At 56.9% G+C, this 24,259-nt stretch carries 19 protein-coding genes, 1 tRNA gene and 1 other RNA gene; 6 read left to right on the top strand and 15 right to left on the bottom strand.

Translation table 11 applies throughout. The features are described from left to right. Window positions 1-2: 2 nt before the first annotated feature. The 14 genes from bcsB to BMF08_RS06505 form a co-directional block, all read right to left on the bottom strand. The gene (gene bcsB / locus BMF08_RS06580; protein ID WP_072571469.1) at window positions 3-2,297 is read right to left on the bottom strand and encodes a cellulose biosynthesis cyclic di-GMP-binding regulatory protein BcsB; all 2,295 of its coding nucleotides are present in this window, start codon (window positions 2,295-2,297) and stop codon (window positions 3-5) included. After that, the gene (gene bcsA / locus BMF08_RS06575) at window positions 2,294-4,405 is read right to left on the bottom strand and encodes a UDP-forming cellulose synthase catalytic subunit (RefSeq protein WP_072571468.1); all 2,112 of its coding nucleotides are present in this window, start codon (window positions 4,403-4,405) and stop codon (window positions 2,294-2,296) included. The genes bcsB and bcsA overlap by 4 nt, the downstream gene beginning before the upstream one ends. Before the next feature lie 18 nt (window positions 4,406-4,423). Beyond that, window positions 4,424-5,227 carry a cellulose biosynthesis protein BcsQ gene (gene bcsQ, locus BMF08_RS06570; RefSeq protein WP_072571467.1) on the bottom strand — a complete coding sequence of 268 codons (804 nt, stop codon included), beginning with the start codon at window positions 5,225-5,227 and terminating at the stop codon, window positions 4,424-4,426. Continuing rightward, a complete protein-coding gene (bcsO, locus tag BMF08_RS06565; RefSeq protein WP_072571466.1) occupies window positions 5,218-5,769 on the bottom strand; it encodes a cellulose biosynthesis protein BcsO in 552 nt (183 codons plus the stop codon). Before bcsO ends, bcsQ begins: the two co-directional genes overlap by 10 nt. A gap of 451 nt (window positions 5,770-6,220) precedes the next feature. Continuing rightward, window positions 6,221-7,240 (bottom strand): dipeptide ABC transporter ATP-binding subunit DppF, encoded by a 1,020-nt coding sequence (gene dppF / locus BMF08_RS06560; RefSeq protein ID WP_072571465.1) that lies wholly within the window; start codon window positions 7,238-7,240, stop codon window positions 6,221-6,223. Further along, complete coding sequence (gene dppD, locus BMF08_RS06555; protein ID WP_072571464.1) at window positions 7,227-8,219, bottom strand: dipeptide ABC transporter ATP-binding protein; 993 nt, start codon at window positions 8,217-8,219, stop codon at window positions 7,227-7,229. The genes dppF and dppD overlap by 14 nt, the downstream gene beginning before the upstream one ends. 11 nt (window positions 8,220-8,230) lie before the next feature. Continuing rightward, window positions 8,231-9,133 carry a dipeptide ABC transporter permease DppC gene (dppC, locus tag BMF08_RS06550; protein ID WP_072571463.1) on the bottom strand — a complete coding sequence of 301 codons (903 nt, stop codon included), beginning with the start codon at window positions 9,131-9,133 and terminating at the stop codon, window positions 8,231-8,233. 9 nt (window positions 9,134-9,142) lie between these two features. Next, on the bottom strand, window positions 9,143-10,162 hold the full coding sequence (gene dppB / locus BMF08_RS06545) for a dipeptide ABC transporter permease DppB (protein WP_072571462.1): 1,020 nt from the start codon (window positions 10,160-10,162) through the stop codon (window positions 9,143-9,145). A 188-nt stretch (window positions 10,163-10,350) separates the two neighbouring features. Further along, window positions 10,351-11,958 (bottom strand): dipeptide ABC transporter periplasmic-binding protein DppA, encoded by a 1,608-nt coding sequence (dppA, locus tag BMF08_RS06540; protein ID WP_072571461.1) that lies wholly within the window; start codon window positions 11,956-11,958, stop codon window positions 10,351-10,353. A gap of 657 nt (window positions 11,959-12,615) precedes the next feature. Beyond that, window positions 12,616-12,747: non-coding RNA, RtT sRNA (locus BMF08_RS06530), on the bottom strand. A 34-nt stretch (window positions 12,748-12,781) separates the two neighbouring features. Then, window positions 12,782-12,858: transfer RNA gene (locus BMF08_RS06525), tRNA-Pro, on the bottom strand. Between the two features lie 91 nt (window positions 12,859-12,949). Next, on the bottom strand, window positions 12,950-14,641 hold the full coding sequence (gene eptB / locus BMF08_RS06520) for a kdo(2)-lipid A phosphoethanolamine 7''-transferase (RefSeq protein ID WP_072571460.1): 1,692 nt from the start codon (window positions 14,639-14,641) through the stop codon (window positions 12,950-12,952). A 276-nt stretch (window positions 14,642-14,917) separates the two neighbouring features. Continuing rightward, window positions 14,918-16,132 (bottom strand): L-lactate MFS transporter, encoded by a 1,215-nt coding sequence (locus tag BMF08_RS06515; protein ID WP_072571459.1) that lies wholly within the window; start codon window positions 16,130-16,132, stop codon window positions 14,918-14,920. Window positions 16,133-16,375: 243 nt separating this feature from the next. Continuing rightward, window positions 16,376-17,068 (bottom strand): autotransporter domain-containing protein, encoded by a 693-nt coding sequence (locus BMF08_RS06505; RefSeq protein ID WP_072571458.1) that lies wholly within the window; start codon window positions 17,066-17,068, stop codon window positions 16,376-16,378. A 154-nt stretch (window positions 17,069-17,222) separates the two neighbouring features. Between BMF08_RS06505 and tag the strand changes: the two genes are divergently transcribed. Further along, complete coding sequence (tag, locus tag BMF08_RS06500) at window positions 17,223-17,801, top strand: DNA-3-methyladenine glycosylase I (protein WP_072571457.1); 579 nt, start codon at window positions 17,223-17,225, stop codon at window positions 17,799-17,801. After that, entirely contained in the window at window positions 17,782-18,228 is a 447-nt protein-coding gene (locus tag BMF08_RS06495; protein ID WP_072571456.1) for an N-acetyltransferase, read from the top strand. The genes tag and BMF08_RS06495 overlap by 20 nt, the downstream gene beginning before the upstream one ends. Here BMF08_RS06495 and BMF08_RS06490 read toward each other — a convergent pair. Beyond that, window positions 18,191-20,566 carry a molybdopterin guanine dinucleotide-containing S/N-oxide reductase gene (locus BMF08_RS06490; protein ID WP_072571455.1) on the bottom strand — a complete coding sequence of 792 codons (2,376 nt, stop codon included), beginning with the start codon at window positions 20,564-20,566 and terminating at the stop codon, window positions 18,191-18,193. The genes BMF08_RS06495 and BMF08_RS06490 overlap by 38 nt on opposite strands. Window positions 20,567-20,685: 119 nt before the next feature. Here BMF08_RS06490 and BMF08_RS06485 point away from each other — a divergent pair, with 119 nt between their 5' ends. The 4 genes from BMF08_RS06485 (at window position 20,686) to BMF08_RS06470 (ending at window position 24,258) form a co-directional block, all read left to right on the top strand. Further along, window positions 20,686-21,348, top strand: coding sequence for an OmpA family lipoprotein (locus tag BMF08_RS06485; RefSeq protein ID WP_072571454.1), 663 nt, complete (start codon window positions 20,686-20,688; stop codon window positions 21,346-21,348). Between the two features lie 86 nt (window positions 21,349-21,434). Further along, window positions 21,435-22,454 (top strand): LacI family DNA-binding transcriptional regulator, encoded by a 1,020-nt coding sequence (locus BMF08_RS06480; protein WP_072571453.1) that lies wholly within the window; start codon window positions 21,435-21,437, stop codon window positions 22,452-22,454. 108 nt (window positions 22,455-22,562) lie between these two features. Beyond that, window positions 22,563-23,312, top strand: a complete 750-nt coding sequence (locus BMF08_RS06475) for a sugar phosphate isomerase/epimerase family protein (protein WP_072571452.1) — start codon at window positions 22,563-22,565, stop codon at window positions 23,310-23,312. A gap of 4 nt (window positions 23,313-23,316) precedes the next feature. Further along, window positions 23,317-24,258, top strand: coding sequence for a sugar kinase (locus tag BMF08_RS06470; protein ID WP_072571451.1), 942 nt, complete (start codon window positions 23,317-23,319; stop codon window positions 24,256-24,258). Window position 24,259: the final 1 nt, after the last annotated feature.

Here is a 24,259-nt window from a genome sequence, read left to right as displayed (position 1 = left end):
TTTCACTCGTTGTCCCCAGGATTCAGACGTTTACGCGCGCGTCTTTTTAGCAGCGCGTACAGCGCGAGGCCGATCACCACGCTAAAGCACAGGCCAAGCACCGCCAGCAGGCCGGAGTGCTGGTTGGCATACCAGATCACCAGCAGGTGCAGCGGCATTTCACCGCGCGGATACTGCGGGCCAACGCGGAAACTGCGCACGCCGTTTTCATTGGTAATGATCGCGGCATCGCCGCGGATCCCGGCGTTGATGCGGGCGGAGGCCAGATCGCCGTGCAGACGGGCAAGCTGCTCGTCATTGCTGCCCAGCGCCGTCACCACTGTGCGTTCACTGTTCCAGGGCGAACGGAAGCTGACAAAGCCGCGCCAGGATTCGTTCGAGGAGAAGTAACGATCGGCTTCCACGATCTCGGCGTTCCAGTCGCCCGCCATCCAGCGCTGGATTTTTTCCCACTGCGTCGGCTCGCGGACGCTGAGCTGATTGTCATGGGCGACAAAGGGCGAGGACTTCAGCAGTTCAGCATTGAAGTCATGCTGACTAAGGCCGGTCACCGCCAGCACGTCGCGATCGCGCAGCAGTTGCAGATTAGTACCCGCCGTCGGCATCCCCAGTACCACGCGGTTCTGGCTCAGCGCCGTACCGGTGGCGTTACCGGAACGGGCGGCCATGTCCAGCAGCGTCGCCACCTGGGTTTCGGTCGGATTTTCCGGCAGCAGCAGCACCGTCTCGGCGTAGTCCGCCAGTCGCGTGAACGGGAAAGATGCGCCCACGAAATAAGAGAGATTCGGCAACAGCGCGAAGTGGCGCGTGTGGCTCAAATCGATCCAGGAGTCATCGTCGATGCGGCTCTTGATGTTGTTGTTCAGCAGCACGCTGCACGGCGCGCTGGCCTTCGGCACGATATTGAAATAGAGCGACAACTGGTTATCGCCATAAATCATGTACGGCTCCAGCGGCATGTCGAACTGTTCCTGACGCGCATCGCCGCCAATCTTATGCCACAGGGTTTCCAGCGCGCCCTGCTTGTTAACCGGCAGGTTGTGCAGGAAAGTGTCATTCAGCGTCATACTCAGCCACGAGCGCTCTTCATCGATCCAGTTTTCCGACGGGAAACGGTAGCCGATGCGCAGCGGAATGGTTTCGCCATCCCACAGGAACAGATCCGGCGCGGCGCGGAAGGCGACGCGCAGGGCGTCATGCCAGATACCGTTAACGGTCAGGCTCTGATCTTTACGGATCAGCTCTGACAGCTTCACCGGACGATCGGTAGGGATCCAGCGCGGCGCGTCGTAAGCTTTGCTCTGCGGGATCGTCTGGGGTTCCACCGGCAGGCTGGCGGTTTGCAGATCAAAATTGCCGCGCGTCAGACGCCAGGCCGCCGCACGCAGCGCGGCGTCGTCTTTCCCCACCACCAGCAGCAGCTTGTAGGTCGGATTCGCCGGATTATCGATAATGGTCAGGGTCGGCTGAGCCGACTGCGGCAGCGAAACGCCGCCGATCTGCTCACCGGGATGCCCTATCAGAATGCCGTTCTGTTCCGGCAGGCGATCGCGTTGCGCGGCAAAAGAGACGCCGCGATAGTCCGCCTGAATACCCATCCACGATGACACCAGCGCCGCCGCGCTGATGGTATCTGCCGTCAGCTTCGCCGGGAACGCAAAAGTGATAGTGGCGGGCGTCATCTGCATGTTGTCGAAGAATGGACGCGGGAAGTGGCTCAGATCCGATCCAATATCCAGCGGCTGCCCTTCGAGGTTAAACGCCGAGTCAGGCAGGATGGTGACGCGGTATTTATCCGTCAGATCCCGCTGGCACATCATGGCGTCGCCATCATTAATTTTGAAACTGATGGTATTGCTGGAGACCATCAGCGCCGCCGGAACATCCAGCTGAAAGCGCGAGACATCGGATTCCGCCGCGCCCAGCGGCACCGTGCCCAGCGGCTGGCCGTTAAGCATCAGCTGCATGGTGGCGTTGCGGGTCGCCATGGCGGGTGAGACTTTCAGGTTCAGCGACAGCTGGGCGTTAGTCATAACCTGACCGACCGGCAGGGTGAAGTTCACCCCGCCCTGCAACTGGCCGCCGCTCAGTACGATGCCCTGCGGCTGGCCCATTTGCGCCACGGAAAGGGAAGTCACCACCGTCGGCACAAAGGCCGGGGGCGCAGCCGGGGCAGTATCCACCACAGGCGCGGGGAAATCCGACGGCAGCAGAGTGTCCGGCAGCGTTTCTTCCGCGTAAAGCGGCGTGATAAAGAGTGCGCTGACGATAATCGCCAGCCGGGTTAAACGTTTCATAGGCTGCCGTCCTCCGGTGAGGCGTTGAGGAGAGCACGCTGACGCCGGTTTTCACGGCGCGTTTTCCACGTCAGCCAGAACAGGTCGAACACACAGCGCATGATGGTGAGCATCGAGCGGAACGGGTTGTCCTGCGGCTTCGGCGGGTTGATCCACGCATCAGCGCGGGACAGCACCACCCGTACCAGTTCACGGCGACGTGAGAGCGGAATATCTTCCGCAAACTTCAGGCGAATAAATTCACCGTCCACGCCCATGGTGGTCACCGGAATGCTGATGGCACCGGACTGTAATAACAGCTCCACTTCTTCGATTTCATCATTTAAATGGCGTTCATCCGGCGCGACGATACGGCAGCCGCCCATCGACAGATCGAGGGTTTCGCTGCGCGACGAGATACCGCTGGCGTAATGGATCAATACCGGGATCTTCACATCGATACGGATGGTTTTCCGCGTCTGACGGGTTTCCCGCGCCACGGCAATAGCCGCCAGCAGGAAGATCAGGCTGTAGAGTCCCCAGAACACGTTGAGAGCGATAACCTTAGGATCGACGCCAAAATGGTCATGGGCGAAAGCGCGCACCAGGCCCCAGATCACCGCAATGGCGAGCAGGATCGCCACCACCAGATGCGGGCGCACGACCCGGAAATCAAAGTAGCCGACGTTCAGCAGCGCGCCTTTATCGGTAACGTTAAACTTGCCGCGTTTCGGAAACAGCATGGTGACCGCCGTCGGCAGTACCAGATGGAAGGCCAGCACCAGGTCATAAATTTCGCCCCAGAAGCTGTAGCGGTGACGACCGTTCATCCGCGAGTTGAGATAAATCGCGAGGAACAGGTGCGGCAGCGCATAGGCAAAAACCAGGCTTGCGGAGGAGTAAATGATGTTGAGGTTAAACAGCAGATACGCCAGCGGCGCGGTCAGAAACGCAATGCGCGGCAGGGCGAACTGGTAATACATCATCGCGCTGAGATAACACAGACGTTGCTGAATGGTCAGGCCGCGGCCGAACAGCGGGTTATCGACACGGAAGATCTGCGTCATGCCACGCGCCCAGCGGGTGCGCTGAATAACGTGCAGCACCAGACGCTCGGTCGCCAGCCCCGCCGCCAGTGGAATATCCAGAAAAGCGGATTTCCAGCCCAGACGCTGCATTTTCAGCGCGGTATGCGCATCCTCGGTGACGGTTTCCACAGCGAAGCCGCCAATCTCTTCCAGCGCGCTACGGCGGATCACCGCACAGGAGCCGCAGAAAAAGGTGGCGTTCCAGTTATCGTTACCCTGCTGGATCGGGCCGTAGAACAGCTGGCCTTCGTTAGGAATATTGCGGCCGACGGAAAGGTTACGCTCGAAGGGATCCGGCGAATAGAAATAGTGCGGCGTCTGTACCAGCGCCAGTTTCGGATCCGTGAGAAAACCGCCCACCGTCGCCTGCAGGAAAATACGCGTTGCCACGTGGTCGCAGTCGAAGACGGTGATCAGCTCGCCGTGGGTCAGTTTCATGGCGTGGTTCAGGTTGCCCGCTTTCGCGTGCGAGTGCTCATTACGCGTGATATAGCCGACGCCGACATCGGCGGCAAAGACCGCGAATTCACGGCGCTTGCCATCATCCAGAATATAAATTTTCATTTTATCTTTCGGATAATCAATGCACTGCGCCGCCAGCACGGTGTCGCGCACCACGTCGAGGGATTCGTTATAGGTCGGGATATAAACGTCAACGGTCGGCCACTGGTTCATATCCTCCGGCAAGGGCACAATTTCGCGCTTCAGCGGCCAGATGGTCTGCAAATAGTTCAGCAGCAGCATGATCCAGATATAGACTTCCGCCAGAAATAATCCCATGCCGAGGATCGTCTCAATCTCGGAATTAAAATGGAGGGTTTGCGTGACGCGGAAATACATATAGCGGGTCGACATTAATATCGACATCACCACCATGATCACCGAAATGCTACGTTTTTTAGAAAAGCCCATCAGGAATAAAATCCCGATGCTGATCAATCCAAAAATATACTGTTTCTGGCTGTCCATGGGCGTAATGACGACCAGCACGGCAGCAGGCGCCAGTGCCAGCACCAGCAAATAAAACAGGAACTTTTTCATAAATCGCTCTGTGGAGAATTAGAAACCAGACATCTTCGGAAGGTTATGAACGGTGCCATCGCCAACTTTCACATCAAGGATATTGGCGATCTTTTTGGCAATCAGCTCAATATCAAAGGCCGCGGCGGAGGCCGGGCTGAAATCGAAGACGGACTGTTGCGAGGCGTTCGCTTCCCCGACGCTCTCATCGCGATGCACGATACCAATCAGGCGCTCACCCAGCCGCTGCTCCATAAAGGCCGTCACGTCGCGGCTGATTTGCCGACGGTTGTCGCTCTGGTTCAGCAGAATGTAATGCCCCGCTTTGCGGTTCAGCACATCGCCGGTAAGACGGTGGTTTTCCACCTGCGGTAATAACGAGAGAGACGCCGTGTCCGCCAGCAGGGTCACCAGATGCAGATCCGCAAGGCGTGACAGCGCTTTTAATGCCGGTGAGGGGCCGGGCGGGAAATCGGCGATAATGATCAGACCCGGATAATTAAGCAGGGTGTTCAGCCCGCGGGTCAGAAAATGCTCGTCGTGCGTCAGGCGATCTTCAAAGGCTTCGCGCTGGGCTTCGGTGGCGTCACCGTAAGGCAGCACGAACATGTTGCTGCCTGCCGATAATACAAACTGGCTCCAGTCAGGCAACTCTGCCGCGCGGGCAACAAAACCGCGGCCATCGGCAAGGGGCACGCCAAAATGCAGGCGCAGCGCGTTCTGCACGTCAAAATCCAGCGCCAGCACTTTGCTTCCCGCCCGTGCCAGCGCGTAAGCAAGGTTCGCGGTCATGGTTGTTTTTCCGACACCGCCCTTGGGCGAACAGACACAGATCAACGGCATGAAGCGATCCTTTCTAACAGCGATTTCAGGGGCTGGTTCTTTTCTGCGGCCGGTTTCGTCTCTGTGACCTTTGGCGCAAACAGCTGCGCAAAATTCACCGGTGCGGCGGCAGGCGCAGGGGTAACTGACCGCAGCGGCGCAGGCGCGATGGCGACAGGCTCGGGCGCAGACGGCGGAGCCGCAGGCGTGATGGCTGGCGCAGGCGCGGCCTCGGGTTGCGGCGGGACAGACAGCTGTGAGGCCACGTCCTGGAAAAGGGAGGTCGTCACGGGCGCTGACTCAGGTGACGCGTGAGTCATAGCGTCAGCAGGCGGCGTGGTTGGGTTTACTGCGAAGATTTCAGGATTAACCGCCTGGGGAATAGCAGCAGAAACGTGTCCACCCATCGCCAGCGTCGATTCTTCAGTAGCGGGCGACAGCTGATTAATAATCGCCCAGTTCCCCTGCTCGCTACCCTGATTCTGGGAAGACAAATCCTTAAAATCGAGATGCTGAGTGCGAGTCTTATCCTTAAACCTCTGCAAATCATCATAATGGTTCATAGTTATACTCATGATTTACAAATAAAAAATATTACAATCAACCTTTAATGCTTCTTAAAAGCATTTCACTGATAAGGTGGCGTAATTAATAATAACGTGCGGGTATAATAACAGGGTGAAGCGTTAAGCTAATTTAGTGGGTGATTTTATAGGGCGTTTTTAACCCACCACTTAACGGCAGCAAATATATAAATTTTGCCCGCCAGGATGCTATCTTTTTTTGATGTCGGAATAAGTAAAGTCTTATACTTTCATGAATAACCACATTATTAGTGCAAAGTATTATCTTATCCTAAATAGTCAGTCTTTTGCATTAGTCAGGTGGTTCAAAAGAGGATTTTAAGCAGCCAGTACGGGTGCTTAAATTGCCGGGCGGCGGTTACGCCTGACCCGGCCTGGAAAATCGGTGCTGCCCCGGTCCCGGCAGGCATGGGCCGCCGGGCAGGGTTAATCAACCGTGAACAATCGGCTTTTCGCCATTCTCGTCCTGGTCCACCGCGAAGCAGGCAACCAGCTGGCCGCCGTACTCTTTCAGCTGCGGCTGCAACTGGGTGCAGGGACCGAAGCGACGAACACAACGGGCGTTAAAGGCACAGCCCGGCGGCGGATTCAGCGGGCTTGGCAGCTCGCCGGTCAGCTTGATACGTTCGCGGCGGTCGTCCGGGTTCAGGCGCGGCGTGGCAGAGAGCAGCGCCTGGGTATACGGATGACGCGGGTTGGAGAAAATCTGCTCTTTGGTGCCTTTCTCCACGCAGCGACCGAGGTACATCACCATCACTTCATCGGCGATGTGTTCCACCACGGACAGATCGTGAGAGATAAACACGTAAGACAGCCCCAGATCCTGCTGCAAATCCATCATCAGGTTCAGCACCTGCGCGCGCACGGACACGTCGAGCGCCGACACCGGTTCATCGGCGATCACCACGTCCGGATCGAGCATCAGCCCGCGGGCAATGGCGATACGCTGACGCTGGCCGCCGGAAAACATATGCGGGTAGCGATCGTAGTGTTCGGTTTTCAGGCCGACTTTCGCCATCATCGCCAGCGCTTTTTCACGGCGCTGTTCTTTGCTCAGCGTGGTGTTGATTTGCAGCGGCTCTTCCAGGATCTGGCCCACTTTTTTACGTGGGTTCAGGGAACCGTACGGGTTCTGGAAGACGATCTGGATCTTCTGGCGACGCAGCTTTTCGGCGCTCATATCAGGCTTGAGCAGATCCTGCCCCTGATAGTAAAGCTCGCCGCCGGTCGGCACTTCGATCATGGTCAGCAGACGACCGAGCGTGGATTTTCCACAGCCGGATTCGCCCACCACCGCCAGCGTTTTACCGCGCTCCAGCGAAAAAGAGACGCCGTCCAGCGCTTTCACCAGGCGTTCCGGGGCAAACAGCCCTTTCTTCACCGGGTAGTGTTTTTTCAGGTCGATAGCCTGCAACAGTGGCTGTTGCAGGGTGGCCTCATGCGTACTCATAATTCGGCCTCCCGGCATCATCGAGTGGGTAGTGACATTTAGACTGACGGCCATCGCTCAGCGTATTCAGCGCAGGCTCGTCCACGCGGCAGCGATCGGTGGCATAGGGGCAGCGCGGGTTCAGCAGACAGCCGTTCGGACGGTCATATTTACCCGGCACCACGCCCGGCAGCGAGGCCAGACGCGCTTTGTCCTGCGCAAACTCAGGCAGCGCGCGCAGCAACGCCTGGGTGTACGGATGACGCGGCGCGCGGAAAATATCCGTGGCCTTGCCGGTTTCCACCACCTGACCGGCATACATCACAATAATTTTATGGGCCGCTTCTGCCACCAGCGCCAGATCGTGGGTGATGAGGATCAGCGCCATGTTCTCCCTTTGCTGAAGCTCCAGCAAAAGTTCGATGATCTGCGCCTGGATAGTCACATCCAGCGCGGTGGTCGGTTCATCGGCGATCAGCAGCTTCGGACGACAGGCGATGGCCATCGCAATCATCACGCGCTGGCTCATCCCGCCGGAGAGCTGGTGAGGGTAAACGTCCAGCCGCGAGGCCGGATCGGGAATACCCACCTGGTTTAACAGGTCGATGGCACGCTGGCGGCGGGTTTTCTTGTTGCCGCCCTGATGCACCTTAATGGCTTCCATAATCTGGAAACCCACCGTGTAGCACGGGTTAAGGCTGGTCATCGGATCCTGGAAAATCATCGCCACTTCCGCGCCCACCAGACTGCGGCGCTCTTTTTCAGAGATGCGCTTTAAGTCCTGGCCGTTGAATTCCAGCTTGTCGGCCATTACGCGGCCCGGGAAATCAATCAGTCCCATGATCGCCAGCGAGCTGACGGATTTACCGGAACCGGATTCACCAACGATGCCAACCACTTCACCCTGCTCAACGCTGTAGCTTACGCGGTCTACGGCACGGAACGGTGTCCCTTCGTCGCCGAAGTGCACCGATAATTTATCTATATTTAATAACGCCATTTCGTAGCCCTTTACTGCTTGAGTTTGGGGTCGAGCGCATCACGCAAGCCGTCACCCATCAGGTTAAATGCCAGCACCGTCAGCAGGATCGCCAGACCCGGGAAGGTCACGACCCACCAGGCGCTTTGTGCGAACTGCAACACGTCAGACAGCATGGTGCCCCACTCCGGTGTTGGCGGTTGCGCACCCATGCCAAGGAAGCCAAGGGCGGCCATATCGAGAATGGCGTTAGAGAAGCCGAGCGACGCCTGAACGATCAGCGGCGCTAGGCAGTTAGGGAAGATATTCACGAACATCTGGCGCATCGCACCGGCACCGGCCACGCGGGAGGCGGTGACGTAATCGCGGTTCACTTCCACCATTACCGCGGCGCGGGTTAAGCGCACGTAATGGGGCAGCGCCACGAAGGTGAGCGCCAGCGAGGCGTTGACGATGGACGGGCCAAAGACCGCCACCAGCACCAGCGCGAGCAGCAGGCTCGGCAGCGCCAGCATGATGTCCACCACGCGCATAATGATGTTATCCACCAGGCCGCCGAAATACCCGGCGATAAGCCCGAGGATAATCCCGGACACCAGCGACAGCACCACCACCAGGCAGCCGACCAGCAGCGACAGGCGCGCGCCGTACATCAGACGCGACATCACGTCGCGGCCTACGTCATCGGTGCCGAGCAGATGCGCCCAGCTACCGCCTTCCTGCCAGACCGGCGGCGCGAGCAGCGAGTCACGGAACTGGTCGGCCGGGTTATAAGGCGCGATCCAGTTGGCGAAGATGGCAATAATCAGCACCACGATGATATACACCAGGCCGACTACCGCCCCTTTGTTGCGTTTAAAATAGTGCCAGAACTCCTGCATCGGGGTCATCGGCACCGGTGCGGACACCGCTTTATTTTCAGTTACTTGTGACATGATGGCCCCTTACTTCTTATGACGAATACGCGGGTTCACCACGCCGTAAAGCAGATCGACCAGCAGGTTGACGAGGATAATCATCGTCGCCACCAGCAGCACGCCGCCCTGCACCACCGGGTAATCGCGGCGTTGCAGCGCGTCGATCAACCAGCGTCCCAGTCCCGGCCAGGAGAAAATCGTCTCCGTCAGGATAGCGCCCGCCAGCATGGTGCCCACCTGTAAGCCGATCACCGTGACCACCGGCAGCATCGCATTACGCAGGGCATGCACCACGATCACGCGCATCCGGGTCAGGCCTTTCGCGCGGGCGGTACGGATGTAGTCTTCACCCAGCACTTCCAGCATTGATGAGCGGGTCATACGCACGATCACCGCCAGCGGAATAGTGCCGAGCACCACCGCAGGCAGGATCATATGCGCCAGCGCATCAATGAAGTTGCCCTCTTCACCCCAGATGGCGGTGTCGATCAGCATAAAGCCGGTCAGCGGGTTAGTATCATCAAGGAAAACCATGTCACTGACGCGCCCGGATACCGGCGTCAGGTTGAGTTGCACCGACACCAGCATGATCAGCATCATGCCCCACCAGAAGATTGGCATGGAGTAACCGGCCAGCGCGACGCTGACGGCGGTGTGGTCAAAGATGGAACCGCGTTTAACGGCGGCGAGAACGCCCACCGGAATACCCACGGCAACAGCAAATATCATGGCGCAGACACCGAGTTCCAGCGTCGCTTTAAAACGCGGCACAAACTCGTCCCACACCGGGAGACGGCTCTTAAGCGAAACCCCTAAATCTCCATGCAACACGCCCCATACATAGTTGACGTACTGCTGCCACAGCGGCTTGTTCAGGCCAAGCTCGGCCAGCAACTGCGCGTGACGCTCAGGGGAGATACCACGCTCACCCGCCATGATCATGACCGGGTCGCCCGGGATCATATGGACAAAGGCAAAGGTGAGAAGGGTGATACCGATAAACGTAGGGATGACAAGCCCCAGACGTCGGAGGATGAACTGCAACATAACCCGGATTCTCTGTAGTGACAGCGTCAAAGACGTGTCTGTATTGCTCACAAATCTTATCCTGCGCGGATACCGCTCAGGTAAAGCATTATGCCGGATGGCGCTGCGCTTATCCGGCCTACGGGTGTAGGCCTGGTCAAGCGTAGCGCCGCCGGGCATGGGGTGCGTGCGCACCCCCTGGGTTTTAATTATTCAACTGACACGTTTTCGAAGTGGTGTTTGCCCAGTGGATCAACCACATAGCCTTTCACTTCTTTACGCACTGGCTCGTACACGGTGGAGTGCGCGATGATCAGCGCCGGAGCCTGGTCGTGCATCACTACCTGAGCCTGTTTGTACAGTTCAATACGTTTGTTGTGATCGTCAGTCGCACGTGCCGGCTGGATCAGATCTTCAAACGGCTTGTAGCACCAGCGAGAGTAGTTGGAACCTTGTTTCGCCGCGTCGCAGCTGAACAGGGTGGCGAAGAAGTTGTCCGGATCCCCATTGTCCCCGGTCCAGCCCATCATCACCGCCTGGTGTTCGCCCGCCTTCGCACGCTTCAGGTACTCGCCCCACTCGTAGGTCACGATTTTGGCCTGAACGCCGATTTTCGCCCAGTCAGACTGGATCATCTCAGCCATACGGCGTGCGTTCGGGTTGTAAGGACGCTGTACCGGCATCGCCCACAGTTCAACGGTGAAACCTTTATCCTGACCGGCTTCTTTCAGCAGCGCTTTCGCTTTCTCAACGTCGTAGGTGTAATCCTTAACGTCGTCGTTATAACCCCACATGGTTGGCGGGATCAGGTTTTTCGCGGCAGTACCGGCGCCCTGATAAACGGCTTTGATGATCGCTTCTTTGTTCACTGCATAGGTCAGCGCCTGGCGAACTTTCACGTCATCAAACGGCTTTTTCTCGGTGTTGAAAGAGAGGTAGCCCACGTTCAGACCGGCCTGCTCCATCAGGTTGATTTTGGTGTCTTTCTTCATGCGTGCAATGTCAGCCGGGTTCGGGAACGGCATAACCTGACACTCATTTTTCTGCAGTTTTGCATAACGTACAGACGCGTCCGGGGTGATAGAGAACACCAGACGGTCGATCTGCGGTTTAGTACCCCAGAAGCCTTCGAAGGCTTTGTACAGAATGCGGGAGTCTTTCTGGTACTGCTGCAGCTGGAACGGACCGGTACCGATTGGGTTCAGGTCAATTTTCTCCGGCGTACCGGCTTTCAGCATGTTGTCAGCGTACTCTTTAGACAGGATAGAAGCGAAGTCCATGGCAAGGTCAGCCAGGAACGGGGCTTCCGGACGCGCCAGTACGAACTGTACGGTTTTGTCGTCCACTTTTTTCACTTCGCTAATCAGGTCTGGCAGGCCCATACCTTCGAAGTATTCATAGCTGCCGCCGGACACTTTATGGTACGGGTTTTCAGCGTTTTTCTGGCGATCAAAAGAGAACACCACGTCGTCGGCGTTGAATTCACGCGTCGGTTTGAAATCTTTGTTGTCCTGCCACTTCACACCGCTACGCAGGTGGAAGGTATAAACTTTACCGTCTTCGCTGACTTCCCACTTTTCAGCGAGGCCCGGGATCACTTCGGTGGTACCAATTTTGAATTCAACCAGACGGTTGTAGATTGGCACTGAGCTTGCGTCGTAAGTGGTACCAGAGGTAAAGAGCTGTGGGTTAAAGCCTTCCGGCGAGCCTTCTGAACAATAAACCAGGGTCTTGGCCTGTACGCTTGCTGCGACGGTCATGGCCACCAGGCTAAGACCAAGCTTCAGCATCCCTGACTTCTTCAAGGAAATACTCATTATTCTGCTCCAATGTGATATGTGTTGTTTACCCGTTGCAAAGGGTATATCCGACAGGCCTTTATTTATTTTTTACCGGTCTGGTCGGTTGTGCCCGGAGGCTATATGAGAGATGGGGAATCCTTTCACAAGGTTGACTGAGTTGCAGTGCAGATTCTCCGTGAAATGCCCCTCATGCCCTACAATCTGTCAACAGAATGTCAAAACGTCAATACAGGTAACCGGGATTTACAACGACGGTGAGAATTGGCAAACAAAGATTAAAAAAAGTGCACGCCCCTGTTTTCAGCAGGGAAAATTGTGCTACTGGTCGGATGCCAGAATAAACCGCTGCTTTTAAGTCTCACATCAGTGATTAACATTTACCCAGTTTATGAAAAATTTCTGACGGAATGATGAATATCTGAGCGATTAATACCGCGAACGTTAAAACGCACAGGTGAAAATGCTGAGCTTATCCATAAGCAACGCGAAAAAAGATTCAAACATATATAAAAAAATACGATGGAATATCTGGCAAATGCAGAGAATTATGAGCGATATCGACGCGTGATTTAAAAGTGTTATTTCCGCCGGGTGGCGCTCCGCTTACCCGGCCTACAGGAGCGGCGGAAAATGCAAAAAACCCGTCGTGTTTCCACGACGGGTTTTTAAATTTGGTCGGTGATAGAGGATTACTCGCCACGCTGTGGCTCGCCCTTCGGGTCGTTGCTGCGCAACGCTGTCTCGCTTCGCTCGGCGCGAACCTCCTCCCCCGGAGCTTCTCATCCTCCCGAACCACAGATAGCAAAAAGCCCAACCAGAAGGTTGGGCTTTTTAAATTTGGTCGGTGATAGAGGATTCGAACCTCCGACCCCTTCGTCCCGAACGAAGTGCGCTACCAGGCTGCGCCAATCACCGAATGCGGGGCGCATCTTACTGCCGGGCACCGCAACCGTCAATCCCTTAACGTAAAAAAGCCTTTCGACTGGCGATAAACTCGCCAGTCAGTTTACTTACCCGCCGATGCCTTTGTATCCGGGATGTGGCACCAGTTATTGTTCTCGTTGATACCACCATTTGGCGAGGTATATCCCAGGCAGCCCATGATGGTGTCATACAGCTCAACATGGCGGCGCGGCACTTTCATATCGGCCTGCTGCTTGAGGTGCGCGAACATTTTGGCTTTCTCCGGATTCTCCAGATACTTATCAGACATCCACACCATCATCGGCACGCGGAACTGCTCAGGCGGGGCCATTTTACGCGGCGTCCCGTGCAGATGTTCTTTCTCGTTGATCGACTCGCCATGGTCGGCGGCATAGAACACAATCGCTTTCTTATCGCGCAGCTGATCGATGACGCTATCAATAAAGTAATCGACATAGGTCACGGAGTTATCAAAGGAATTAATCATCTCCGCTTTGGTGCACTTGTCGTCCACGCTCTGACACTCCGGCGTCCACTGGGCAAAGCTGCGCGGATAACGCTGGGTGTAGTTAAAGTGCGAGCCTTTCGTGTGGAAGATCATCAAATGCTTGCCGTCAGGGCTGTTTTTCAGCGACGCTTTCATTTCATCCAGCAACAACGCGTCATCGACGTTCTTACCGCGGTTACGCGGCTCAGCGCCAATCTGCTCACGGTAGGAGATGTTATCCGCCATGGTATTGCTGTAAAACCACATTTCGCTCTGCATGGCGTACAGGTCGCTGGAGAAGCCGAGCTGTTTCAGCACCGCAAAAACGTTCTGCTCTTTCAGCGTACGCTGTGGGTTTTCATCCGCCCCGCCCTCGCGCACAAACATGCAGCGCAGGGACAGCTTAGTGGCGGTATCGCAGGAGTAACCCCGGAAGGCGACAAGATTTTTCTCCGCCGCCAGCTTCGGCGTGGTGTTGCGCTCATAGCCGAGCAGGCCCATATGATCCCAGCGGGTCGTTTCACCGATGATAAAGACCACATAAGTGTCATCGAGATCTTTCGGCGCAACGTAAGTGTATTTGGTCGCCGGGTTGATCAGCGATTTGTTATCAGAAGACTCATCCACCTGCGCCCAGGCGTACAGCCCTAACGCGGACAGCCAGTTAGACGGCAGATAAGAGTTAGCCACCACGCCGCCATAGCTTGGCATATCAACGCCGGTCGCGCGCTCTACGCTCTTTTGCTGCACTTCCAGCAGACGGATCGGCCCCCAGACCATCAAACCGGCCAGCACGACGATGGCCGCGCTACGGATGCGCAGGCCCGGCGTACGCAGCTGGCGCAGCAGCGTGAGGCGGCTGCTGTTGCTCCAGATAAAGATCAGCGGCAGCGTGCTCACGCATACCAGCCAGATCACAAACTGCATGCCCACCACTTCTTTCGACAGGTCAATGTCCGTCGTCATCACCGAGGCAACAATGCCGTAGCCGATGACCACGTTCAGGAAAGTCATGTAATAGCTGGCGCCTGCGGAAAACAGCACCACCAGCGTCGACAGCACGCGCCAGGCACGCCGTCCAAACAGAGAGAGAAGTCGAAGTAAAAAGAACGTGACTAATACCGTACCCGCCACTTCAACAATCGCAGCGAGGCCTTTCCAGATGGTAAATTCTTGCGCATATCCATCAAAGCGACGAATAAAAACAGCGGCGTTCATAAACAGACCGATGTACAACGCCAGCAAAAAACTCAGCCGTTGTTGCGTCATCGTTTTGATATATTTCATTCAAAGCACCCTGGGAGAAGGGAATAGAGAGCACCCGTGCGCAGACGATATATCTGCATATAGGCTTATCAAACGCATAAGAAGTTGATTCGATAACTTCGTGAAGCGCGGGGTAGTAGACCACAGGGGTGGAAAAAAGTGTCACCGGGAATGTGATCTGACTAAACATTTACAAAAATAATAGGTAATACGGCAGAGCTTACCGTATTACCCCTGATTCAGGAAGGGAGAAGGTTGAAGATTGCGAAGCGCCACGCAGAGCGTGGCGCAGGTCACTTAATGGTGAGTCAGCGGCTGTGAGTTGGTGAAGTATTCACGCTGCGGCTGACGAATGGTGGTGGAAAGCGCCAGGGAGAGGATCAGCAGGGCGAAGATGACGCAGAAGGTCACATAGAAGCCGCCAAACAGCGAGGCGATAATCGAGCCGCAGATGCTGCCAATACCAAAGCCCAGATAAATGACGCCGTAGTTTTTCGCCAGATTGTTCAGGCCAAAAAATTCGCTGACCAGCGACGGGAAGACCGTGATGGTACCGCCGAAGTTAAAGGCCACACAGGCGATAGCCGCGAAGAAGCTCACTTCGTTAAGCGGGGCGAACAGCAGTCCCGCCATACCAATCAGCGACACCACCTGACCGAGCGTAATCACGCGGATGCGGGACATTTTATCGGAGAGGATACCGAGCACCAGACGGCCTGTCAGGTTAGCAATGGAAATCACAGTCACCGCATTGGCGGCGGTCGCCACATCCAGATGCACCATGCCCTGAGCGATATCTTTCGCCACGCCGATAACATACAGACCGCTCATACAGGCAGTGAGGAACATCACGGCCAGCATCCAGTATTGCGGTTTACGCATCGACTGCGCCAGGGTGAAATCATTCTCCACCACGCCATTGACCATGGTCGCTTTCTGCTGCGGCGCGTCTTTCATCAGCATCGCGCCGGAAACGATCATCACCAGCACCATCGCGCCCCAGATCATAAAGGTCTTTTCCAGGCCGACGGTAGCCAGCAGATGGCTGTCGATAAATTTAAAGCCGAGGCTGCCCAGGCCATAAGAACCGATGGAGAAAGCGGAAATCAGCCCCTTACGCTCCGGGAAGAACTTCACGCAGTTGGAGAGCGTCAGCAGGTAGCCCGCGCCATCGGCAAGGCCGACCAGCACGCCCGCGCTCAGCCACAGCATCAGCAGGCTGTTGGCGTGCGCCGTCAGGAAAAAGCCGAGGCCCAGCAGAATACCGGATGCGATAGTCACACGTTTAACGCCGAAACGTTCCTGTAATTTCCCGGCTACCGAGGAAGAGAGCGCCAGCCCGAGGCTGAGCAGGCCGAAGGAGAACGCCACCTGGCTTACTGGCTCATCCAGTTTTTCCGCCAGCGCGCTGTTAAACAGACTCCAGGTATAAACCGATCCAAGGGCAAATTGCGTAATGATGGTACCGACCAGCGTCAGCCAGCGGGTCCGATTCAATGAGGATGTATTCATGGCAGTCTTCCTGCGTAAGCAAAAGGGAAATTCTCTGCCGTTAACCATAACGAAGCGCCGTTGATGCCGGATCGAAAACGGCATGAAATGCAGTGAGGACGGAATGAAATGCCTTGTAACGGGAATGAATGACAGCGGGAAAAGTCTCATCAGCAAAAAATACAGTGTAAGTTAGTACACACTATCTCTGCGAAGCTGATGATTGTTGTATAAAAAATGTAATTAATTTGTTTTAAATGCTAATTAAAAGCGCGCGCTGACGCCCATGCTGTAAAGATAGTTTTGACCGATGTCCGTATTTTCAGACTGCGACAATGAAGCATAGGCTGCAAAATGGGGATTGAGCAGCATATCCGCGCCGAGGGTCACGTCCATCCAGTTACCGTCCTGGCTGGAGGCCGATAAACGATTGAGGCCGGACTGGGTTTTCCAGATATTTTCGCCAAACTGCTGGTTGTAGCTGATTTGCGCCCACGGGCGGAGATCCCCGTGACGACTGTCCACGCGCCAGCCCACTGAGCTGACGCTGGCATGCCACAGCGGATCGGTGAATTGCAGGTTTGCCGGGCCATCGCCAAATTCATTATGCATTGATGAGGCAGAGCTGTCGTAATGCCAGACGGCCACCGGGCCGGTGGTGACATTATTCACCAGCGGAATATTCCAGCCGAGGCTCATGGTGCTGGTGGCGTCCAGCGGCGTATCATCCGGCAAATTCCAGGACAGGCCAGGCGTATTTTGCGTCGAGCGGATCCGCCCTTCGAGAATATCGTCATAACGCGGTTGGTGATCGCTGTCCCATGTATAGCGATCCGCCATATTACTTTGCGGGTCGCTAACGATATATTCTTGTTGCCACGCCTGCGCCGTCTGACAAAAAAACAGGCACACAGGCACGAGCGCCAGGCGGCAGCCACTGTTATTTTTTATCTTCATCAATGCGACTCCAGAAAAGAGCCAAAACCGGCAGTATCGTTATCATTTTGTGCGGATAAAACCCTGTATTAACTATTGTCTCTTTAAGAGACACGTCAAGCCAGCGGGATAATTTTCTTTTGGGATCTACCGCAACAATGGAAAGGAGAAAGACATGCAACGATGTGGTTGGGTCAGTCAGGATCCGCTGTATATCGACTACCACGACAAAGAGTGGGGCGTGGCGCAGTCCAGTAACCAGAAGCTGTTTGAGATGATCTGTCTCGAAGGCCAGCAGGCGGGTTTATCCTGGATCACAGTGCTGAAGAAACGGGAAAATTATCGCCGCTGTTTTTATAACTTCGATCCTGTACGCGTGGCGGCGATGCAGGGTGACGACGTAGAAAGGCTGTTGCAGGACGCCGGTATTATCCGCCATCGGGGAAAAATTCAGGCGATTATTGGCAACGCCAGGGCCTATCTGGCGATGCAGCAACAGGGGGAAGACTTTGCAGATTTTGTCTGGTCTTTTGTTGATCATCAGGTCAGGATGACCCAGGCCGCCACCCTTGCGGAGATCCCCACGTCGACACCGGAATCGGATGCCCTGTCAAAAGCGCTGAAAAAACGCGGCTTCAAGTTTGTCGGCACCACCATCTGTTACTCCTTTATGCAGGCCTGCGGTCTGGTGAATGACCATGTTACCCAGTGCTTTTGTCATCCCGGAGGCAGCGATGATCCACGAATGGTATGATAATGACCCGTCAGCGCTGCTGGCGCTGTGGCTGGAAAGCACCACCTTTGCCCATCCTTTTATCGACGCGCGTTACTGGCAGGAGAGTAAAAGCCTGGTGCGCGATGCCTATTTACCCGCCGCCAGAACCTGGGTGTGGGAAGAACAGGGTCGCCTTGAGGGATTCGTCAGCGTGATGGACAGCCGCTTTGTCGGTGCGCTCTTTGTGCGTCCTGACGCGATCGGCAAGGGGATCGGACGCGCGCTGCTTGAGCATGTCAAACAGCGCTATGCCGATCTCAGTCTTGAGGTGTATCAGAAGAATGAGCGGGCAGTGAATTTCTACCATGCGCTGGGCTTTCGTATCGAAGACAGCGCCTGGCAGGAGGAGACTCACCACCCGACGTGGATCATGCGCTGGCAGGCGGCTCAAACGCCGTCAGCCTGAGCTCAGGGCCGGTGTATTTTTCCACCCATGCCAGCGCCGTGTTCCCGGCGCAGCCGTTGCCCAGCCGCGAGCTGGGGAGATCTTTGGTCAGCACGTTAACCGCACCGTTTTTGCAGATCCCCCCGGCCGCCGGATCCAGATCCGGCCAGCCGCCCTCATGAATGCAGATCACCCCCGGACGGATCCCCTCGGTCACCACTGCGCCCGCCAGCACCTGCCCACGACCGTTCCACACGCGCACCAGGTCGCCATCACGAATACCCCGCGCCTGCGCATCCTGCGGATGCAGCGTGATGGGTTCACGCCCCGCCACCGCGTACTGCTCGCGCAGCGCGGAATAGCTTAACTGGCTGTGCAGACGGTGCGCCGGATGCGCGGACAGCACCTGCAACTGCTGCGGCTCCGCATTGCCGTGCCATTCGTCAGGCGCCAGCCAGGTCGCGTGCCCCGGACAGTCGGCATAGTTAAATGACGCGATACGCTGCGAATAGATTTCAATTTTGCCGCTGTCGGTTTTCAGCGGGTTCGCCGCCGGATCGGCACGGAAGGCCGCAAAACGCACAAACTTCGCGTTCTCCTCGCTTTCCGGCATCTCAATAAGCTGATTGGCCTGCCAGAATTCTGCGAACGGCGGTAACGTCACGCCCTGACTGGCGCCGCGCGCGCTGGCGATGTCATAGAAGGTTTCCAGCCATTGCAGATCGCTTTTGCCTTCGGTAAACCGCGCCCGCCCGCCCTGCTCCCAGCGCTCGCTGAGATCGGCAAACACCTCAAAATCATCCCGCGCTTCATCACGTGGGGCGACCACCTGCTTCATCGGCACCAGATGCTGATTGCTGTAATCGCCGGTCATGGTCAGATCGTTACGTTCAAAAGAGGTGGTGGCTGGCAGCACAATGTCGGCATGCTTGGCCGCCGCCGTCCAGTAGCATTCAGAGATCACCACCAGCTCCGGTTTTTGCCAGGCGCGGATCAGCCGGTTGGTGTCCTGATGATGAGTAAAGTTTGCGCCGCCCGCCCACCAGACAAATTTAATATCCGGGAAATGACGATCCATGCCGTTGTGCTGGTACGCGCCGCCGGGGTTTTCCAGCGCTTCCACAATGCGCGCCACCGGGATTTTATCCACCGCGTCCACGCCGCCCTGAACGCTGCCCTGCATGGAGCCGAGCACCGCCGCGCGGCGCGTCGGATTGCCGCCGTTGGCAAAGTGATAGGACAAACCAAAGCCGCCGCCCGGCAGACCGATCTGCCCCAGCATGGCGGCAAGCGTCACCAGCATCCAGTGTTTCTGCTCGCCATATTGCTGGCGCTGCATGCCCCAGCCGGACATCAGCATAGTGGTATTTTTATGGAACACTTCCGCCAGTTCGCGGATTTTAGGCGCATCAATACCGCAAATTTCCGCGGCCCATTCTGCGGTTTTCGCCACGCCATCGCTGGCGCCGGTTAAATAATCGCGGAAGATGTCGTAACCGGTGGTGCAGCGGGCAAGGAATTCATCATCCTGCCAGCCGTTTTCCACCAGCGTGTGGGCGATGCCGAGCATCAACGCCACATCGGTGCCCATATGCGGTGCCAGCCATTCGGCACTGTCGCCGAGGAAGTCGACGGTTTCCGATCGCATCGGATCGATGCAGATCACCCGCTTGCCGCTCTGGCGCAGCTGATCGAAATAAGGGATCCCCTGTTCGTCCGAGGCGTTCCAGGCAATTTTTAAAGTGTTAAGCGGGTTGGCGCTCCACAACACCACCACATCAGAATGCTCCAGCACCAGCGGCCAGCTGGTCTGCTGCTGATAAACCTCATTGCCGCCCACCACGTAGGGCATGATCGCCTGCGCCGCGCCGGTGGAATAATCCCCAAGATGGCCGGTATAGCCCCCCGCCAGGCTCATATAACGCTGCAACAGCGTCGCCGCTTTGTGCAGCACGCCGTTGGAGCGCCAGCCGTAAGATCCGGCGAATATCGACGACGGGCCATAGCTTTCACGAATACGGACGTGCTGGGCATGGATCAGATCCAGGGCTTCATCCCAGCTGACGCGGACAAACTCATCCTGACCGCGCACGCCGGTCGGTTTTTCCGGTGACGTCAGGAAGCCTTTGCGCACCATCGGGAAACGCACGCGGCTGTTGCTGTGCACCTGATCGCGCACGGCGGTTTGTAACGAATTGGGATGGGCGGTCGGCAGGGCACCGCGCGATGACAGGACGTTTTCGCCGTCGGTTTCTACCAGCATCGGCCCCCAGTGGGCTGCCGTGAGAATGGTTTTTGTGGATGAGTGTGCCAAAACGTATGCTCCCTGATGTCTGATGCAGGTGTGTCGGTCGCTCATGCGCCGCTCAATGTTATTTACAAAATTCAGAATCTTTCCGGAAGTTTCTAACGATCATCAGGTCATAATCAACCGCGATTATCGCTGTGCATAGAATTAAAAATTATTAAGGAAATTCGATGAAGAAAAATGTCCTTCTCATTGTGGCTGCGGTTTGCGGCGCACTGGCTGTTTCAGGCTGCACCACCAACCCTTACACCGGTGAGCGCGAAGCCGGTAAATCAGGCATTGGCGCAGGCATTGGATCGCTGGTCGGCGCGGGCGTCGGCGTACTCTCCTCCTCGAAAAAAGACCGCGGCAAAGGGGCGCTGATTGGCGCGGCGGCCGGTGCAGCCCTCGGCGGCGGCGCGGGCTATTACATGGACGTGCAGGAAGCGAAACTGCGGGACAAAATGCAGGGAACGGGCGTTAGCGTGACGCGAAATGGCGATAACATCGTGCTGAACATGCCGAACAACGTGACCTTCGACAGCAGCAGCGCAACCCTGAAACCGGCAGGTGCCAATACCCTGACCGGCGTGGCGATGGTACTGAAAGAGTACCCAAAAACCGCGGTTAACGTGGTGGGTTACACCGACAGCACCGGCGGCAAGGATCTGAACATGCGTCTGTCGCAGCAGCGTGCCGATGCGGTTGCCAGCGCGCTGATCACCCAGGGCGTGGAAGCGAACCGTCTGCGTACTACCGGCGCAGGCCCGGCGAACCCGATTGCCAGCAACAGCACGGAAGAAGGCAAAGCGCAGAACCGTCGCGTGGAAATTACCCTGAGTCCGTTGCAGTAATCCCTCTGTTTACCCCCTCGCCTGCAGGCGAGGGGTATTCCGCGTAAAATATGTTAATCTCCGCAAAGTTACCCCAGGAGACGGACATGAACGCAAAGGCAGCGCGCCCGACAATCAGCGACGTCGCGAAAGCGGCAAAAACGGGTAAAACCAGCATTTCACGTTATCTGAACGGTGAAAAGCATCTGCTTTCAGAGGCTCTGCTGGCCCGCATCGAAAACGCCATTGCCGAACTTAATTACCGTCCCAGCCTGATGGCCCGCGGCCTGAAACGCGGCCGTACGCGGCTGATTGGCCTCATCATCGCCGATATTACCAATCCCTATTCCGTGAACGTGCTGAGCGGTATCGAAGCTGCCTGCCGTGAGAAAGGCTTTACGCCGCTGGTGTGTAATACCAATAACGCCCTCGATCAGGAGCTGCACTATCTGGATTTGCTGCGCAGTTATCAGGTGGAGGGGATCGTGGTGAATGCCGTGGGAATGCGCGAAGAGGGGCTGAACCGCCTGCAACAATCGTCGCTGCCCATGGTGCTTATCGACCGTAAAATTCCGGACTTCGCCTGCGATGTGGTCGGGCTGGATAACATCCAGGCCGCCACCACCGCCACCGAACATCTGGTGGAGCAGGGATTTGAAGCGCTGCTGTTTCTTAGTGAACCTCTCGGCACGGTGAATACCCGCCGTGAGCGTCTGAACGCCTTTCATGCCACCCTCGCCCGCTATCCCGGCGTCATTGCGGAAGATGCTGAAGTTGTGCTGCATGAAGCCGGGCAAATCGACAACAGGCTGCGCCAGTTTCATACCCGTCACCGGGGCATGCGCAAAGCGGTGATCTCTGCCAACGGCGCATTAACGCTCCAGGTTGCCCGCTCGCTGAAGCGCATTGGCCTACACTGGGGCAGCGACATCGGTCTGCTCGGTTTTGACGAACTGGAGTGGGCAGAGCTTGCGGGCGTCGGCATCACCACCCTCAAACAGCCTACCTGGCAGATTGGCTACGCCGCCGTCGAGCAGGTGGTGCGCCGCATCGACGGCACCGACAATACCGTGCATGAACAGGTCTTCTCCGGCGAACTTATCGTTCGCGGCTCCACCGCCCGCTGATTCCCCTTCGTGATGACGATCATGCTTTGGCGATCCTGACCTTTCATTTGGAACCGGTTCCATCTAGCTTAAACAGAAGCCAACAGGCATTTGTTCGGGAGCCGGGAAATGAAAAGAAAAATTATCGTCGTCACTGCCGCTTACGGCCACGACCGTATTCAGTCGCTGGGCGGTCAGGCTGCCGTGCTGCCGTTTATTGCGGCGGCAGGCGCAGACGGCGTGGAGATCCGCCGCGAATTGTTCACGCCTGATGAACTGAACGCCCTGCCTGCCCTGGCCGCCGACATCGAATCCCATAACCTGCTGGCCTGCTACTCCGCGCCGGAGCCGCTGTGTCTGTTTGACGGCACGCTGAACCCCGAACTGCCCGCTCTGCTTCAGGAAGCGCGCACCTTAAACGCCCTGTGGCTGAAAGTCTCTCTCGGGCATTTCCAGCACAAATCCGCGCTGGAGTTGCTGCGCGGCTGGCTGGCGGACAGCGGCATGACGCTGGTGGTGGAAAACGATCAGACCGATTGCGGCCAGCTTGCGCCGATGCAGCGTTTTAAAGCCGCCTGCCGGGTGCTGGATCTGCCGGTCACCCTGACCTTCGATATGGCGAACTGGTTGTGGGTCGGCGAATCGCCGGAAGAAGCGGCCCGCCAGCTGGCCCCCGCCGTCAGCTATATCCATGTGAAAGCCGCTATCGCGCATCATTACCATTATCGCGCCATTGCGCCGGATCAGGCCGACGGCCGCTGGGCGGAACTGCTGAATCAGCTTCCCGCCGACGTGCCGCGCGGCATTGAGTTTCCACTGGAAGGCCGCGATCTGACCGCCGTCACGCGCCGCTATGTCAATTTATTACGTGAGGAGTAACGCCATGCATCATGCGCTGGATGTCATCACCATCGGCGAAGCCATGGCCATGTTTGTCGCCACCGAAACCGGCGACCTGGCCCGGGCGGAGCACTTTTTTAAACGCATCGCGGGCGCTGAGCTGAACGTCGCCACCGGCCTTGCGCGCCTCGGCATGAAAGTCGCCTGGGTCAGCCGCGTCGGCGATGACAGCTTCGGGCAGTTCGTGCTGAATTCGCTGGAAAAAGAGGGCATCGGCACCGGCGGCGTCACTATTGACGGGCGGTACGCAACGGGTTTTCAGCTGAAATCTAAGGTTGAAAATGGAACCGATCCCATCGTGGAGTATTTCCGCAAGAACTCGGCGGCGAGCCATTTGTCGCTGGCAGATTTCGACGAAGGCATGTTCACCAGCGCGCGCCATCTGCATCTGAGCGGCGTGGCGGCGGCCTTGTCGTCTGATGCGTATGCCCTGCTGGATCATGCGGCGGGCGTGATGAAAGCGCGCGGCAAAACGATCTCTTTCGATCCTAATCTGCGGCCAGTGCTGTGGAAGAGCGAAGCCGAGATGGTCGAGAAACTCAATCACCTCGCGTTCCAGGCCGACTGGGTGCTGCCGGGGCTGAAAGAGGGCGTCATCCTTACCGGCCAGCAACACCCGGAAGGCATCGCCGATTTCTATCTGTCACGTGGTGTGAAAATCGTGGTGATCAAAGCCGGCTCTGACGGCGCGTGGTTCAAAACCGCCGACGGCGAGCAGGGGGCGGTGGCGGCGATTAAAGTGGATAACGTGGTGGATACCGTGGGCGCAGGCGATGGCTTTGCGGTCGGCCTGGTCAGCGCGCTGCTGGAAGGCCGCTCACTTAAACAGGCTATCGATCGGGGAAATAAAATCGGCTCACTGGCCATTCAGGTGCAGGGAGACAGCGAAGGATTGCCAACGCGGGCACAGCTTAACGAGGGGTAAA

The organism is Enterobacter sp. SA187, assembly GCF_001888805.2.
GTDB lineage: Bacteria > Pseudomonadota > Gammaproteobacteria > Enterobacterales > Enterobacteriaceae > Enterobacter_D.
Note: the sequence above shows the minus strand (reverse complement) of the source record. Positions and strands in the feature narration are given on the sequence as shown.